A 14384-nucleotide genomic window follows, 5' to 3' on the forward strand; every position below is an offset into this window, starting at 1 on the left:
CAGGCGTTGGTCTACATGCCAGACGTAGTGGACTTAGTTGTTTTGAATAACGGTTGCCCGCGGTTGCAGAGCGGGGTCAAGGCTGCCGGAAATGCCCCGCACTACTACGGTGTAAATTTTACCAGCCTCGTAATTTTTGGTGGCCGTAGCCGTGGCTGTACCGTTTGCGCCTGTGCCGCTACCGTCGCCAACGGCAACTACAGTAACCGAGGGCGAGCCACTGGTAACTAGCAAGTTGTAAGTACCAGCCGGCACTGATGCAAAGTTAGAAGCAGCTGTGGTGGCGGTTGCCGAAGCAGGAAACGTAGCCGACACGTTCGGAATGTCTACGGCACCGGCTACAGTTTGCTGCGAAAGTTTAACGGTAGCGGGCGCGTTCAGGGCCAAATGCACCACACGCACCTTGGCTTGACCGGCGGCCGGTGCCGTCAGGTCGTCGACGACGGGCAAAAGACCAGCGGTAGTGGCTGTAGGTGCGTAGGCAAATACCGAGTAGTTTTGATTTTTGGCTACCGTTAGGACTTGTGAAACAGCCGTTTGCCCGGCACTGTTATTAATTTTTAACGTGGGTGTACCGGCGTTAACGTTCAGGTAACTGGTGCTTTGTCCGTACGTCAGCTGGCCTACCGACTGGTCGTTTACCAAGGCTGTTATCTGAAAATTGGCGGAAGCAGCGGCGTGTGAAAGCAGCACTTTACCTTGGTCGGGCGTAGGGGCTACCGGATCATCGTCGTCGTTACCGCAACCCGTGAACACGGCGGCGGGCAGAGCTGCCATCAAAAACAGGCGGCTAAAACGTTTCAGGGGGTGATTCATGGAGGAGAGAAATTAGGTGAACACCTCTTGGGGTGGCCAGAGAACGTAAAGTATCGATGTTTTGTTGGCCGGCTCACAAGGAGGCGCATGTTTTCCTTGATCTGTCGACTGTTATATTTGTAGCATGACCCTCTCCACCCCGGTTGTTGTCCAGCGCGCTAGCCTTCGTTCTGGTTTGTTGTTTTCGCTGTCTTTAGCCTTTTCTGCCCCGTTATTGGCACAAACGGCTGCCCCCCAGCAACCTACTCTTATTCGTTTGGCGCCTGAGGATGCCGAGCGTGGACTAAACGGTGTACAAAAGAATTTTTGGTTCTCCACCGGCAGCAGCCAGGAATTCCAAAGCGCCGGCTTCTTTGGTCAGCGCTTGCGCCCGTATGTTTCTGACGATGCACAGGCGCTGGAGAGCTTAAACAACTACCGCCGCCAAAAGTGGTTGTTTCTGGGGGAGCGGTTTGTTTTTCTGGGTGCTGCGGGCTTGTACAGCCAACAAGTGCTGGCTGGCGATGAGCGGCAATATTTCAACACGACTCAAAAAATAGCCATTGGTTTGGCCGTAGGCAGCTTGTTGTCGAATGCGCTGATAACGCGCAATACCAACCGCCACCTGCAGCGCGCCGTGGATGCCCATAACGCCACCTTACCGGCGGCACGCCGTATGGGCTTAGATCGAGCCATGCCCAACATGCTTGGCGTAACGGCCCCCACGGGTCGGCCGCAGCTGTTGGTGGGCTGGTCGCTGCGCTAATCCTGCCATTTCCTTCGCGAAATTTCGCGTTTCTTGCTTGTGATGGATGTTCCGCTGTCGGCGGAGGCCCGGCAATACGTAGCCGAGCACCTGCACGACGACCCCGCTACGCTGGCCCTGCAGGCCCGACGTTATCCGCATTTGCCCGTACCCGAACTGGTGCGCCAGATTCAGGCCCGCCAAAAGGCCAAGGCCAAGGTGCCTACCTGGGCCGATAATGCCGAGCTGGTGTTTCCGCCGACGTTGTCTGTCGAGCAGGCTTCGTCGGCGCGCACAGCGGCATTTAAAGCCGGCTTGGTGAGCGGGCAGCGGCTGGCCGATTTAACCGGCGGTTTTGGGGTAGACGCCGCGCATTTCGCGGCCAGCTTCGCGGAAGTCCACTACGTGGAACGCAATCCGCAGCTGGCGGCCGTGGTGGAGCATAACCTGGCCGTGCTCGGCATTACCAATGTGCAGTGCCACACTGCCGATGCCGCCGCGTGGCTGCGCGCTCAGCCCGACGGGCATTTCGACTACATCTACCTCGACCCCGCCCGTCGCGACAAGGCCGACAAAAAGATATTCCGCCTGACCGACTGCGAGCCGGATGTGCTGCGCCTGCTGCCGCTGCTGTTGCGCAAAGCCCGGCGCGTACTGCTGAAAACTTCGCCCATGCTCGATATCGAGCAAGCCATTCAGGAACTGGGGCACGTGCGCCGGCTGTGGGTAGTGGCCGTGGATAACGAGTGCAAAGAGGTGCTCTACAAGCTGGGCCCGGAGGCCGCCGTCGACCCCGAACGGCTTACGGTGAATTTGCTGCGCGACGGACGGGAGCAATCCTTTCGGCTCAACAAAACCCGCGAAGCCCGCGCTATTCCGCGCTACGCCGAGCCGCAGCAGTACATCTACGAGCCTAACGTGGCCGTACTGAAAGCCGGTGGGTTCAAGAGCATCGGTATGAGCTACAACCTGCTGAAGCTGCATCAGCACAGCCACCTTTACACCTCCGACACGCTGCGTACGGATTTTCCCGGCCGCGTTTTTCGCTGCCTGGCCAATTGCCGCTACGATAAGAAGGAGCTTCTCTCCCACCTCGGTCCCGAGCAGCGGGCCCACGTAACCACGCGCAATTTCCCCGACTCGGTAGCCGATTTCCGCTACAAAACCGGCATCCGCGAAGGCGGCACGCTGTACCTGCTGGGCACTACCGATTTGCGCAACCGTCTGATTGTGCTCGTTTGTGAGCGGCTTTTTTTCAACGAATAGGTAACAGCACGACTGGTAGCTGCTTGAGTCTACCGGTCATTCGCTATTTCGCAGGACTGGTCCACTTGCTGCCTTCCAGCCGAAAGCGCCACGGCAGGGCAGCATCGGCGCCGGCGTAGTCAATACCCACCCGCGGACTGGCCCGAATCTGCTCTGGTGGCACCGCGTCGCCGCGGTCTTCCAGCCAAATGAGGTTACCCGTGACATCGTTTCCGTAATGCGAGGTATTAATCCCGAGGGCTTGCGTGAGCAGCCCGGGGCCGGCCGTAAGCTTGGTCGATACGGTGCTGAGGCCGCGCCGCAACTGCATTTCGGCTATTCCTTCCACGGGTTCAAGCCCCCGGATGAGCACGGCATCGGCCTTGCCGGCTTCGTTGGTAATGATGTTAAAAAGGGCGTAGCGGCCGTAAATCAGGTACACATAAGCCACACCGCCCGGCTCGTACATGATCCGGGTGCGCTTGGTAAAACGCCCGAGGTGGGAGTGGCAAGCTTGGTCGTTGATGTGGGCATAAGCCTCGGTTTCTACCACGCGGCCACCGGTTAACACGCCGTCGATGTTGGTAAACAAATACTTACCGATTAGCTCGCGGGCAATGCTTACCACGTCGGAGCCACGGTAAAAGGTAGCTGGTAATTTCATGCGAAGGTTTACGCAGAAGCGTGCCTGGTGTGTTCGGAGGTGGCTTCTTCTGCGTTGATTATATGGTTTGCACGCAGCCGCCGCAGCTAATCCGGTAAATCCGTGCATATCTTTGCGCTTAACATAGGTGGCCAACCCCCAATTGCGGGGCGCGGCTGAAAAGGGAAGGCCGTGCAATTCGGCCGCTGTCCCCGCAACTGTGAGCTTCATTACCCAGCGTCGGGCCCTACCCGCCACTGTCCTGCCGACGGCCGCTCCCGCAATGAGCGCAGCCCGAGGGATGGGAAGGCCGCCCAACGTGAAGCGAGTCAGGAGACCTGCCTATGCCAGTTTAGTGTTCGGCGCCTGCGGAGGACGGGCGGAGAATGGATCATTTTGGGCTTTTGGCAGCTGCCAACGCCCGGCTTACCTGATTCTGACTCGGCTCTGAGGTGCGCTGCTGAGGCCACTGCGGGGTTCTGAACCGAATTTTTCGGCCACCGAAAAATCTGGTTCGGATGCGTTACGCATTGTTATTGCCGCTGCTGCAGCGGTTTCGTGTACTTATGGCGGCCAGCGCCTTGGGGCTGGCTCCGGTTTCGGCGTGGGCTCAAACCCCAAGCCAAGCTTTAGCCGATACCGCGCGGCGCGTGCTGCCCACGGTGCAGGTACAAGCAGCCCGGCCCGCCAAATATGCTGCCGGCAGCCGCTTCACGTCCCTCGACTCTACTGCTCTTGCGGCCTATCAGGGCGGCACCGTAGCCGATGTGCTGTCGGCCCGCACGCCACTGCACCTGAAAACCTACGGCCCGGGTCAGTTGGCTTCCATTTCCATTCGGGGCACCTCGGCGCGGCATACGGCAGTACTTTGGCACGGCTTCTCCCTCAACTTTCCCACCTTGGGCGAAGCCGATATGGCTTTGCTGCCGGTGGCGGGCGTGAGCAGGATTGACGTGCAGCACGGTCCGGCCGCGGCTCTATACGGCAGCGGGGCTTTGGGCGGCGCGGTGGTGTTAGGCGAGCAAACGGCCCCGACGGGTACACAGGTCAGCGGCCTGGTGGAGGCCGGCAGCTTTGGCACCCGCGCCCTGAGCGTAAGCGGCAGCCAGCGCGACGGCCGCGTGAGCACCCGCACGAGCTTCATGACCCGCGAAGCCCGCAACGATTTCCACTACACCAGCCGGGAGTTTGCCGGGGTGGTGCGCCGCCGCCAGGAAAACGCGGCCCTGCAGCAAAGCAGCTTTCAGCAGGATGTAACGGTGCAGGCCGGCCAGCGCGGCGAGGTAACAGCGGCGGCGTGGTTCACCGATGCCAACCGCCAGATTCAGCCCTCGATTGGGGCGGCCAACAACCACGCCCGCGAGCGTGACCAAAGCGGCCGCGTGATACTGGGCTACCGCTACCGGGCACAGCGCAGCGAAACGGCGGTACGCGCCGCGTGGTTTGGTGACCTAATCGACTACCAGAATGACCAGCTGCGCACCAGTCACTCGCGCGCCTCGGTGCGGCAGGCCCACCTGGAACACACCGTGCAGTGGCGCCCGAACCTGAGTTTGCGCCTGGGCGCCGAGGCGCAGCACTTCGTGGCTCACGTAGACGGTTACCGGGGCCGCGTGGAAGAGCAACGCTACGCCGGTTTCGCGCTGCTGCGCTACGACCCCACGGCGCGTTTACGCCTTACCCTGAACGCCCGGCAGGCCGCTTTGCCCGACCGTCAGCCGCCATTAACGCCCACCTTTGGCGCCGAGTGGGAAGTATGGCGCAACACCCACCAGCAGCTGTGGCTGAAAGCCAGCACCGCCCGCGGCTACCGCGCCCCCACGCTTAACGAGCGGTACTGGCGCCCCGGCGGCAACCCCAACCTGATTCCCGAAACCAGCATGGGCGGCGAATCCGGCCTGCACTACGAAGGCTTGTTAACGGCCACGGGCAAACTCAGCTTGCAGGCCGACATCAGTGCTTACGGGCTGCTGGTGGATGACTGGGTGCAGTGGATACCCAATGCCGACGGGGTTTGGTCGCCGCGGAATTTGCGCCGGGTGCGTACCCAAGGACTGGAGGCCAGTACCCTGGCTCAGTGGCAGCCGGTGGTCGGCTATACACTACGGGCCGGCGCGGGCTATGCGTTTACCCAGGCCCAAAAGGTGAGTGGCTATTTGGCCGACGAAGACCCCGTGGGTGTGCAACTGCCCTACGTGCCCCTGCATGCCGCCTCGCTGCATACCGACCACGACTGGCACGGCTGGCTGCTTATGGCTTCGGGCGCTTTCACCGGATTTCGCTACACCAGCGCCTCGGCCACGGAGTATTTGCCTTCCTACCTGCTTTTTAACGGCAGCGTGGGCCGCCGTTTCAGCGTGGGCCGCTGGCAGCTAACTGCACTGCTGCAAGGCTACAACCTTGGCAACGCCGATTACCAGAACTACGACGCCCGCGCCATGCCGCCGCGCAGCGGCGCCCTTAGCCTGCGGGCTGCCTGGCACTAACCGACATTTCCATTCTTCTTCACTTCACTTTTAATGTACAGCATGTACAAGCGCACTCTATTTAGCCGGGCTGCTGTGGCCGGTTTGCTGCCCCTGTCAGCTTTCTTCCTCGCTTCCTGCGACCCGGACAAAGACAAAATCACGCCTGTGGTAGGCAGCGACAGTGTATTTGTGGTAAATGAAGGCCGCTTTCTGAGTGCCAACGCTTCCATTAGCGTATTTCAGCCGGCATCGAAAACCGTTACCAGCAAGGACATTTTTCAGGCAGCCAACAACCGCGCCCTCGGCGACGTGGCCCAATCGATGGCCGTAGCCAACAACCGCGGCTACATTGTGGTGAACAACAGCAAGAAAGTGGAAGTAGTGACCCTGCCCGATTTCAGGTCGGCGGGGGTAATTACCAAGCTGCGCTTTCCGCGCTACTTCGCCGCCGAGGGCAACCGCGGCTACATTACCCAAACCCGCGCCTACGACGGCGGCCCCGGGCAGGTAATTGTGGTGGACCTGGCCACAAACCGGGCTGTGGATAGCATTAACGTGGGCGTTCAGCCCGAGCGCATCCTCATCAGCAGCGGTAAAGCGTATGTGGCCAACAACGGCGAAAACACCATTTCCATTATCGATTTGGCTACCAAGGCCGAGTCGAAAGTAGTAGTGGGCGACTCGCCGAACAGCTTAGCTATTGACCGCAACGGCCGCCTATGGGTGCTGTGCGGCGGCAAAGTAGCCTACCTACCCGACTACTCGGTGGACTACGGCAACACCACCCCCGGCAGCTTGGTTGATTTCATGCCGAATGCTCCTACGGCGCAAAACCGCCGCACTTTCGCTTCGAACCGCAGCGTACCCAACCGTTTGCAGCGCAACGGCAACGGCGAGCAGCTGTATTTCACCTTCCTGAACGGCGTGTACCGCATGAACATCGGTGATGCGGCGCTGCCCACCGCGCCCATCATTCGCCGCCGGCTCACGGGCCTGGGCGTCGATCCGAAAGACAACAGCATTTACGGCGGCACGGGCCTGTTTACGGCCGATGGCAAGATAATTCGCTACAACGCCGACGGCGCGGCTCAGGACTCGGCCATCGTGGGCATCGGGCCAAATGGCTTTGCTTTTCTGTAGCAAACGCCTGCTTCCCACCAACAGCAACGCCCGCCGACTGCATAGTCGGCGGGCGTTGCTGTTAGTAGCGGCGACAGAGGTTAGTCCTCGATGCCGTCGTTGTTGAGGTCTTTGGCCTGGCTGGCGCGTTCGTACTGTTGCTCCTGCTTGCTCTCGGTTTGGTTGCGCTGAATACGGGTACTGTCCACGCCGCCGTCGGCCGTGCGGGCGCCGGGGTCGATGTTGATTTTATCGTCGCCGCGTTCCACGTTGGTGGCGCCGGAATGGTCGCCGGTGTCGCAGGCGGTTACGGCTGCGCTTAGCAGCAGGGCCGCGCCCAGAAGCCGAAGCGGGCGGAGCAGGTTGGAAGTGGTGTTCATGGTGAGAAGAAGGTTGTGGAACGTAGAGCGGGAGCGTACGCCGCCGCCGCAAAGGGCGCACCCTTCGTGCTTGAACTAACGCCGCCGCCGGTTTTTGGTTATGCCGCCCGGCCTGGCGGGGGCCGCCGCGGTTGGTATCTTTGCAACCATGTCCACTGCTCGTCGCCGTCGTCCCGCCGTTTCGCATTTTGCTTACCGCCCGCTGTTGCGCCGCGCCGGTATCCTGCTGGCCGTCAGCTTCGGGCTGTCGTTTGCGTTAATGGCTTATCTGTTTGGTTTCGACGGCTCGTTCTTCGGGCGGCTGGTGGGCTCGGTGCTGGTGCTGTTTACGTTGCTGAGCGTCACTTTTTTGCTGGTAGTGCCGTTTGTGAACTGGGCGGCCGACCACTGGTTTGGGCGCACCTGGGCCGAGGCACCTACGCCGCAACCCGCACGCCGCCCACGCGCCACTAACACGCCCAAGCCCGCGCGCTACGCACCCCGCACGCCCGCGAACGACTAAACATCAGACCCTGCCATGACCACCGAGCTGCACATTAAAAACATGGTTTGCCCTAGGTGCATCAGCACGGTGCAGCGGGTGCTAACGGAAGCGGGTTACACACCCACCGCAGTTACGCTGGGCCACGCGCAGCTCGACGAACACACTCCTGCCGAACCCGAGCGCATTCGTCCGCTATTGGAGGCAGAAGGCTTCGAGCTGCTCCAAACTCGCGACGAGCAACTGGTCGATCAGCTGAAAACGGCCCTGGCCGAGTACCTCGACCACCTGCGCACGGCCCGCATACCCCTCACGGCCTCGGCCTTTCTGAGCGAGAAATTCGACTCTTCGTACGCCCACTTGAGCAAGCTATTTTCGCGGGTGGTAGGACTTACCATCGAGAAGTACCTCATTCGGCTGAAAATAGAGCGGGTAAAGGAGCTATTGAGCTACGGAGAGCTGACCCTGGCCGACATTGCCGATGAGTTGCGGTACAGCAGCTCGCAGCACCTATCGAATCAGTTTCGGCAGGTTACGGGCCAAACGGTTACCGAGTATAAGGCGCAGCCGCAGCGCACGTCGCTAGACAATTTGGCGTAGCAGCGGCCAACTTCCCGTGACACCACAGCCATGCAACTGCTAGATTTTATTTCCTTAGTCGCTAAAGCTCGTCAACCCGGGTTGCCATCTGTGGCCGAACAGCTTAACGTTGACCCCGACTACACCGAAGTGTATATGAAGGGTGCTTTGGCGTTAGATGCTGAGCTGGTTTTCTTGGATAGCGAAGAAACGGATCTGCTGATTTACGAGAAAGAGGGCCAACGCTACTTCTCATTTTTTTCTTTGTGGCAGCTTCTGGAAGCCGTCGATGAAATGCTTTCGGAGAAAATTAGTCCCGAAGCCATTGCGGCCCGATTGCTGGAGTACCGCATCAACGATGCCTGACATCGACAGCCGAGTCTGGGCTGGATTGGCATAATCCGACGTTGATGAAAGCCGGCCTTACCATTTGCACAAGCGCAATCAACGAAGCATCAGTACCATTCACGGTCTACCTTTGCGGGCACCTAAGCGTCTTATTCGCTGTTGCTGCCCCGTGTCGACTGCTCCGCTCCGCATCCTGCTTGTTACTCCGCCGCTTACGCAGCTGAATACCCCCTACCCGGCCACGGCCTACCTCACGGGATTTTTGCGCGGCCGCGGCTACCACACGGCGCAGGCCGATGTGGGCATTGAGCTGGTGTGCAAGCTGTTTTCGGTGGAAGGGCTGCGGCGCGTTTTTGCGGCCATCGAAGCCGGCACGTTTGTCCTTAGCGACAACGCCAAACGCATGATGCGGCTGCAGAAAAGCTACCTGACGACCATTACGCCCGTCATGCGGTTTCTGCAGAACAAGGACCTGACGCTTGCCTCCCGCATTTGCCACAGCCGCTTCCTGCCCGAGGCTTCCCGCTTCGATAACGTAGCCGATCTGGAAGCTGCTTTCGGCACCATGGGCCTCACCGACCACGCCCGGCACCTGGCTACGCTTTACCTCGAAGACCTAGCCGACCTCATCAAGGAAACTGTAGGGCCGCAGTTCGGCTTTTCGCGCTACGCCGAGCACCTGGGCCTTTCGGCCACGCATTTCGATGAATTGCATGCGGCCCTGCAACAGGCGCCCAACCTCGTCGATGAGATGCTGCTGGAGTGCTTTGCCGCCGTTTTAGAGCGCGAGCAGCCCGATGTGTTAGGCTTTACCGTGCCTTTTCCCGGCAACCTGTACGGGGCCCTGCGGCTGGCACAGTTCGCCAAGCAGCAGCGGCCGGCCATTAAAACGCTTATGGGCGGCGGCTACCCTAACACCGAGCTACGCCAAATCAAGGAGCCTCGCTTCTTCGATTACATCGATTACCTCACCCTCGACGACGGCGAAGGCCCTTGGTTACAGCTGCTGAAGTATTTTGAGAGCTGTCGGTTGTCAGTTGATGATCGGCAGGCAGTGGGGGAAACCCAACGGTCAATTGCCGATTTCCAGTTTGGAGAAGTAGCTAGTGCAGCCCCGGTGCTTGCTGGTTCCGCTCTGCTAACTGACACCTCGAATCTGACAACTCCCTTCCAGCGCACCTTTTTGCGCAACGCGGCCGGTCAGGTAGAATACGTTAACCACCCGGCTCCGCCCGTTCACCATGCCGAAGTGGGCACGCCCGATTATGATGGCCTGCCGCTGACTGAGTACCTCTCGGTTATTGAGGTGTTGAATCCTATGCACCGGCTCTGGAGCGACGGCCGCTGGAACAAGCTCACGGTGGCCCACGGCTGCTACTGGAAACGCTGCTCGTTCTGCGACGTGACCCTGGACTACATCAGCCGCTACGAAACCGCCCCCGCGGCCTTGCTCGTCGACCGAATCGAGCAGATTGTGCGGCAAACCGGGCAAACCGGCTTCCATTTCGTGGACGAAGCTGCGCCGCCGCTGGCCCTGCGCGATTTAGCCGTGGAGCTGCTCAAGCGCGGAGTTAGCATAACGTGGTGGGGTAACATTCGCTTCGAGAAAACTTTCTCGCCCGACCTTTGCCGTCTATTGGCTGCCTCGGGCTGCATTGCCGTATCGGGCGGACTGGAAGTGGCCTCCGACCGCCTCCTAACGCTCATGGAAAAGGGCGTAACCATTGCGCAGGTAGCCCGGGTAACCGAAGGTTTTACCCAGGCCGGAATTATGGTGCACGCCTACCTCATGTATGGCTTCCCCACCGAAACCGCGCAGGAAACCATTGATTCGTTAGAGGTAGTGCGGCAGCTGTTCGCGGCCGGCATCGTGCAATCGGGCTTTTGGCACCGCTTTGCCATGACGGCCCACTCGCCCGTTGGCAAAAACCCGAGCAAGTACCACGTGCGCCAAATTGGTCCCGAGCCCGGCAACTTTGCCTGGAACGACCTGTGGCACGACGACCCCACCGGCGCCGACCACGAACTTTTTGGCAAGGGCCTAGCCAAAGCCCTGTACAATTACATGCACGCCGTAGCCCTCAACGAGCCGCTGCATTTTTGGTTCGATTTCCGCGTACCGCGCACCACCGTACCGCGGCAGCTCATCGAGAAGGCCCTGCAGGAACCCGGCAAGCCTGACGCGGCCAAGCAGAACCTGCGGCTGTTCTGGCTGGGTAACGCGCCCGAGCTGACTATAGAAACCAAGCCTAAGAAAGGGCGCCCCTTGGAGCAGGCAGTCCTAACTTTCTACGAGCAAGCCGAAGACTTTGAGCTTCGGACTACGCTAGCCGTGGCTGCGTGGCTCTACCCCCTGCTCACCAGGCTTGCCACCGATTATGACGCCAAGCTCCTGCTGAAAGAAGCAGCCCAGACATTTCCGGCCGAGGCCGCCGGCCTTTCGTTCGAAGCTTTTCTGATTTCGCCGATTTGGCTTCAGTTGCGGGAAAAAGGTCTTCTGTTGATTTAAGCAAGCAGTAGAAACACTCGGCAAAGCATCTTAAACGATGGATGCCCCCTTACAGGCATAGCCTTCGCATGGGCTATTTTTCCGTTTGCTGCTTTAACCAGCTCGGCATGTCCTCTAGGTAGCCGGGGGCAGGCTGGGGCCATTGCCACTGCGTGGTGCTATCGGCTGGCGCGGTGTTAACCAGCAGATGCTGGTCGGCTCCTGGATAGAGTTTCACGGCCGACCCGCGCTGCCGCACCACACGGCGTAGGCGCTGGGCTGCTTCAGAGGCATTAAAACGGTCGTCGGCGCCGCCGTAGAGCAGCAGCACCGGCACGCGCACTTGCTGCCAGGTTTGGCGCGGGTCCAGAGCAAAGTTGCGCCACTGCGCCTGCGCCTCTCTTTCAGCGGCGGTAGGCAGTTCCCGTGGCAATGCCGTGTGCACGGCCCAGGGTTGTTGCCACGCGGCGGTAAGCGCCGTCGCAGCCTTCAGGGAATCGGTAGTGCGGCCACGACGGAGGAATTGCTCTAGTGCATCGAAAGCGCGCATGGCTTGGCGTGCCTCGGCCGTAGAGGCTCCGGCTTTGCGCAAGCCTACTTGGCTTTGGTAGCGCAGTGCGGCGCCCTCTGTTACGCCCGCACTCGAAACGCCCACCACAAAAGCAACAGGTTTACCTGGCTGGCTGGCCGCTAACGCGGCAGCCGTGGCCCCGTCGGCTACTCCCCACAACCCCACCCGGGTTGAATCGACGCGCCGGTTGAATTTGAGTGCACGCACGGCAGCCAAGGCCGCATCGACCAACTCTGCTTGTACCTCTTTCTTTATGTTCGACTGAGAAGCATCGGGCCGCCCGAAGAGCAGGGCCACGAAGCCGTTACGTGCCAGCAGATCGGCATGGGCCTGCAGGGTTTGTTGCTGCATGGTGCTGTTGCCGGGCAGCAAGACCACCGCCGGATGCGGCAGCGTATCGGCAGGCACGAACAGGGTAACGGAGCGCAGACCGGCCGCCGTGGCCAGGCGCACTTGCCGTTTGCGGTATACAGGTGCCGCCGCAGCTCCTCGGCGCAACACCAGTAATTGGGCCTGCAGGGTGTCGTGCAAGCGTACGGTGCCGCGAAAAAAATTTGATTCGTGGCGGATGTTCAAGGCCGGCGTGGCTCCGCTGCCGGCTTCCAACTGCGAACCGGCGAACCGCACCCGGGCGTAATGCCAGCCCAGGTTTTGCGCCGCGGGCATCCGCAGGTCGGCCAGCAATGAGTCGCCGGGCAACTCGTGCAGATCAAAGGTGATGCGTAGTTCGGCACCACGCGCGGTAAGCGTGCCCTCGTAGTGCCCGGTGGGCACCGGTATTTTTTCCGGTTGAGCAGAGCAGGCCGTGAGCCACAGCGCCAGCAACAGCGCCGCGGATACCCAAGTGAGGAGTCGGATGCTCACAGCCCTTTGCGCAGAATAAAGTCGTTCTGCATGTCGTTGCCCACCCGAAAAGTTGTTTCGCCAATCTGCTTAAACCCTTTCCGTTGGTAGAATTCCTGCGCCCGCGCGTTCTTCTCCCACACGGTAAGCACCAACGAGCGGCAGCCGTGGCTACGTACTTCGTCGAAACATCGCCGTAGCAATGCCGCGCCCAAGCCGGTACCAATCCAATCGGTTTTTACGTAAAGCCGCTGCAACTCGGCGCGGGTGCGGACATCTTCATTTGGTTTCGCGCCCAGCTCAGAGCCCACATGCAACTTGGCGTAGCCCACAATTTCCTGTTGCATATAGGCCAGCAGGAAGTAGGTATCGGGGTCTTGCAGTTCGGCTAGCTGCTGCTCGGGCCCGAAGTTTTCAGCCAGATAGAGGGCCATGTCTTCGGGCGTATTCTGGGCTGCATACGTATCGTGAAAGGTTTGCTGGCCAAGTTCGGCTAACTGGGCAGCCATGGTGGCGTTGCGCTTGGCCAGCGCAATTCGGAGAGGAGACGACATAAACAGAACTACCAATCAATGACTACGACCGTGGCCAGCCCCAGCTGAGGCTCGTCGGCCGGATCTGTGCTACCAAAGCAGAGCATAAGCAGACAGTATGTGGCCCAGCGGCCTTTTACTCCCCTGGTTATACCGCCAGCCGGCCGTTTTTCGGAATGCAAGGTATGCAACCCTGTCCTCAGGTAATGGAATGGTCGCCGGGCTCGTCGGAAATGTGGCCGTCGCGGCGCATGCGCCACCCGAAGCGCATCAGTAATACTGCAACCACCAGCATGAGTACCGTTAGTACAAGGTAGGTGTACCCGGTATTGGTCCAGAGGCCGCGCTGCCATTCCACGGCTGCAATACCAAAACGCAGGAGCTGTGCCAGCAGCAACAACGCGCCGGCAACCATGAGTAACGAGCCGGTAAAACGGCGAGTAAATGGCGTCATGCGGGAAGTAGGCATGCGTTTCGATTCAATGTTAGCAGGTAGCTTGTATACGCTAATTCGTACCGGCGCGCTGCCTTAACATTCCCGAAACGTGCACTGCAACTCTAAATTGAATATTGCTCTGCATCCCGTATTTTTACTGCACCAAGCCCCGCGAGAGTAGCTCAGTTGGTAGAGCATCAGCTTCCCAAGCTGAGGGTCGCGAGTTCGAACCTCGTTTCTCGCTCACTTATAATCAGCCACTTAGCATTGCTGCTAAGTGGCTGATTTGTTTCCGGTTTAAACGTTGGTTTAAACATGCGAACGGTTCCTTACAAGTTAATCAGGAAGTTGGTGTTCATAGTAACCCATACTGTCGGTTCTTTTTCCTACTCCTGCAAAGCTTATGGCCAAAGCATACATTATAACTCCCTCGGCATAAACCGCATTTGCTGCTGTGCGGCATACCAAGCAAGACCGCCCCATGCTATGAGCGGCCACATAGCGGAGTGCTTATTAGGCGGAGGCGCCCCTTTTTCAACCCGCCCCCCGGTCTGCGCGACGGCTGCAACTTCCGCTTCGTTACCCGCCGTTTTGTAACCGCTGCCTGCTTTAGCTAGCTCCTCAAAGGCTCTTACCTTGAAGGCATGTGCAGTCTTGGCCCAATCAAACTACGCTGGCCCTATTGTGACGCTCGGGCCCCGCCATCAAAA

At 59.7% G+C, this 14384-nt stretch carries 14 protein-coding genes, 1 tRNA gene and 1 riboswitch; of the genes, 9 read left to right on the forward strand and 6 right to left on the reverse strand.

Annotation, left to right across the window (positions count from 1 at the left end):
* Positions 1 to 33: 33 nt before the first annotated feature.
* On the reverse strand, positions 34 to 816 hold the full coding sequence (locus ABD903_RS06155) for a DUF4397 domain-containing protein (protein ID WP_345222317.1): 783 nt from the start codon (positions 814 to 816) through the stop codon (positions 34 to 36).
* Between the two features lie 256 nt (positions 817 to 1072).
* Between ABD903_RS06155 and ABD903_RS06160 the strand changes: the two genes are divergently transcribed.
* A complete protein-coding gene (locus ABD903_RS06160; protein ID WP_345222319.1) occupies positions 1073 to 1561 on the forward strand; it encodes a hypothetical protein in 489 nt (162 codons plus the stop codon).
* 42 nt (positions 1562 to 1603) lie between these two features.
* Complete coding sequence (locus tag ABD903_RS06165) at positions 1604 to 2806, forward strand: THUMP-like domain-containing protein (RefSeq protein WP_345222321.1); 1203 nt, start codon at positions 1604 to 1606, stop codon at positions 2804 to 2806.
* Positions 2807 to 2849: 43 nt separating this feature from the next.
* On the opposite strand, the gene ABD903_RS06170 is transcribed toward ABD903_RS06165, so the two are convergent.
* Positions 2850 to 3449: a DNA-3-methyladenine glycosylase gene (locus ABD903_RS06170; RefSeq protein WP_345222322.1), complete on the reverse strand. Its 600-nt coding sequence runs from the start codon at positions 3447 to 3449 to the stop codon at positions 2850 to 2852.
* Between the two features lie 108 nt (positions 3450 to 3557).
* A riboswitch (cobalamin riboswitch) is annotated at positions 3558 to 3788 on the forward strand.
* 158 nt (positions 3789 to 3946) lie between these two features.
* Between ABD903_RS06170 and ABD903_RS06175 the strand changes: the two genes are divergently transcribed.
* Together ABD903_RS06175 and ABD903_RS06180 are read left to right on the forward strand one after the other, a co-directional pair.
* Positions 3947 to 5914 carry a TonB-dependent receptor gene (locus ABD903_RS06175; protein ID WP_345222324.1) on the forward strand — a complete coding sequence of 656 codons (1968 nt, stop codon included), beginning with the start codon at positions 3947 to 3949 and terminating at the stop codon, positions 5912 to 5914.
* Positions 5915 to 5956: 42 nt separating this feature from the next.
* Complete coding sequence (locus ABD903_RS06180) at positions 5957 to 7036, forward strand: YncE family protein (protein ID WP_345222325.1); 1080 nt, start codon at positions 5957 to 5959, stop codon at positions 7034 to 7036.
* Between the two features lie 80 nt (positions 7037 to 7116).
* Here the strand turns inward: ABD903_RS06180 and ABD903_RS06185 are convergent, their stop codons facing one another.
* Entirely contained in the window at positions 7117 to 7395 is a 279-nt protein-coding gene (locus ABD903_RS06185; RefSeq protein ID WP_345222327.1) for a hypothetical protein, read from the reverse strand.
* Between the two features lie 148 nt (positions 7396 to 7543).
* Here ABD903_RS06185 and ABD903_RS06190 point away from each other — a divergent pair, with 148 nt between their 5' ends.
* The 4 genes from ABD903_RS06190 to ABD903_RS06205 all read left to right on the forward strand — a co-directional run bounded on the left by ABD903_RS06190 (position 7544) and on the right by ABD903_RS06205 (position 11312).
* Positions 7544 to 7897 carry a hypothetical protein gene (locus ABD903_RS06190; RefSeq protein ID WP_345222329.1) on the forward strand — a complete coding sequence of 118 codons (354 nt, stop codon included), beginning with the start codon at positions 7544 to 7546 and terminating at the stop codon, positions 7895 to 7897.
* 15 nt (positions 7898 to 7912) lie between these two features.
* Positions 7913 to 8476, forward strand: a complete 564-nt coding sequence (locus ABD903_RS06195; RefSeq protein WP_345222330.1) for a helix-turn-helix domain-containing protein — start codon at positions 7913 to 7915, stop codon at positions 8474 to 8476.
* Positions 8477 to 8506: 30 nt separating this feature from the next.
* Positions 8507 to 8821, forward strand: coding sequence for a hypothetical protein (locus ABD903_RS06200; protein ID WP_345222332.1), 315 nt, complete (start codon positions 8507 to 8509; stop codon positions 8819 to 8821).
* A gap of 151 nt (positions 8822 to 8972) precedes the next feature.
* Complete coding sequence (locus ABD903_RS06205) at positions 8973 to 11312, forward strand: B12-binding domain-containing radical SAM protein (protein WP_345222334.1); 2340 nt, start codon at positions 8973 to 8975, stop codon at positions 11310 to 11312.
* Positions 11313 to 11385: 73 nt separating this feature from the next.
* Here the strand turns inward: ABD903_RS06205 and ABD903_RS06210 are convergent, their stop codons facing one another.
* From ABD903_RS06210 to ABD903_RS06220, 3 genes are all read right to left on the reverse strand, one after another.
* The gene (locus ABD903_RS06210; RefSeq protein ID WP_345222335.1) at positions 11386 to 12726 is read right to left on the reverse strand and encodes an alpha/beta hydrolase family protein; all 1341 of its coding nucleotides are present in this window, start codon (positions 12724 to 12726) and stop codon (positions 11386 to 11388) included.
* A complete protein-coding gene (locus tag ABD903_RS06215) occupies positions 12723 to 13259 on the reverse strand; it encodes a GNAT family N-acetyltransferase (RefSeq protein WP_345222337.1) in 537 nt (178 codons plus the stop codon). Before ABD903_RS06215 ends, ABD903_RS06210 begins: the two co-directional genes overlap by 4 nt.
* A gap of 178 nt (positions 13260 to 13437) precedes the next feature.
* Entirely contained in the window at positions 13438 to 13692 is a 255-nt protein-coding gene (locus ABD903_RS06220; RefSeq protein WP_345222339.1) for a hypothetical protein, read from the reverse strand.
* Positions 13693 to 13845: 153 nt separating this feature from the next.
* Here ABD903_RS06220 and ABD903_RS06225 point away from each other — a divergent pair.
* Positions 13846 to 13918 (forward strand) — tRNA-Gly (locus ABD903_RS06225).
* Positions 13919 to 14384 lie beyond the last annotated feature (466 nt).

It is taken from the genome of Hymenobacter koreensis (genome assembly GCF_039541855.1).
Taxonomy (GTDB): domain Bacteria; phylum Bacteroidota; class Bacteroidia; order Cytophagales; family Hymenobacteraceae; genus Solirubrum; species Solirubrum koreensis.

What these genes read in the sequence shown, in the direction of transcription:
- ABD903_RS06190 (WP_345222329.1), top strand. Translation starts at nt 7,544, where the DNA reads ATGTCCACTGCTCGTCGCCGTCGTCCCGCCGTTTCGCATTTTGCTTAC.
- ABD903_RS06155 (WP_345222317.1), bottom strand. Translation starts at nt 816, where the DNA reads ATGAATCACCCCCTGAAACGTTTTAGCCGCCTGTTTTTGATGGCAGCT.
- ABD903_RS06215 (WP_345222337.1), bottom strand. Translation starts at nt 13,259, where the DNA reads ATGTCGTCTCCTCTCCGAATTGCGCTGGCCAAGCGCAACGCCACCATG.
- ABD903_RS06165 (WP_345222321.1), top strand. Translation starts at nt 1,604, where the DNA reads ATGGATGTTCCGCTGTCGGCGGAGGCCCGGCAATACGTAGCCGAGCAC.
- ABD903_RS06170 (WP_345222322.1), bottom strand. Translation starts at nt 3,449, where the DNA reads ATGAAATTACCAGCTACCTTTTACCGTGGCTCCGACGTGGTAAGCATT.
- ABD903_RS06180 (WP_345222325.1), top strand. Translation starts at nt 5,957, where the DNA reads ATGTACAAGCGCACTCTATTTAGCCGGGCTGCTGTGGCCGGTTTGCTG.
- ABD903_RS06195 (WP_345222330.1), top strand. Translation starts at nt 7,913, where the DNA reads ATGACCACCGAGCTGCACATTAAAAACATGGTTTGCCCTAGGTGCATC.
- ABD903_RS06175 (WP_345222324.1), top strand. Translation starts at nt 3,947, where the DNA reads ATGCGTTACGCATTGTTATTGCCGCTGCTGCAGCGGTTTCGTGTACTT.
- ABD903_RS06220 (WP_345222339.1), bottom strand. Translation starts at nt 13,692, where the DNA reads ATGACGCCATTTACTCGCCGTTTTACCGGCTCGTTACTCATGGTTGCC.
- ABD903_RS06200 (WP_345222332.1), top strand. Translation starts at nt 8,507, where the DNA reads ATGCAACTGCTAGATTTTATTTCCTTAGTCGCTAAAGCTCGTCAACCC.
- ABD903_RS06185 (WP_345222327.1), bottom strand. Translation starts at nt 7,395, where the DNA reads ATGAACACCACTTCCAACCTGCTCCGCCCGCTTCGGCTTCTGGGCGCG.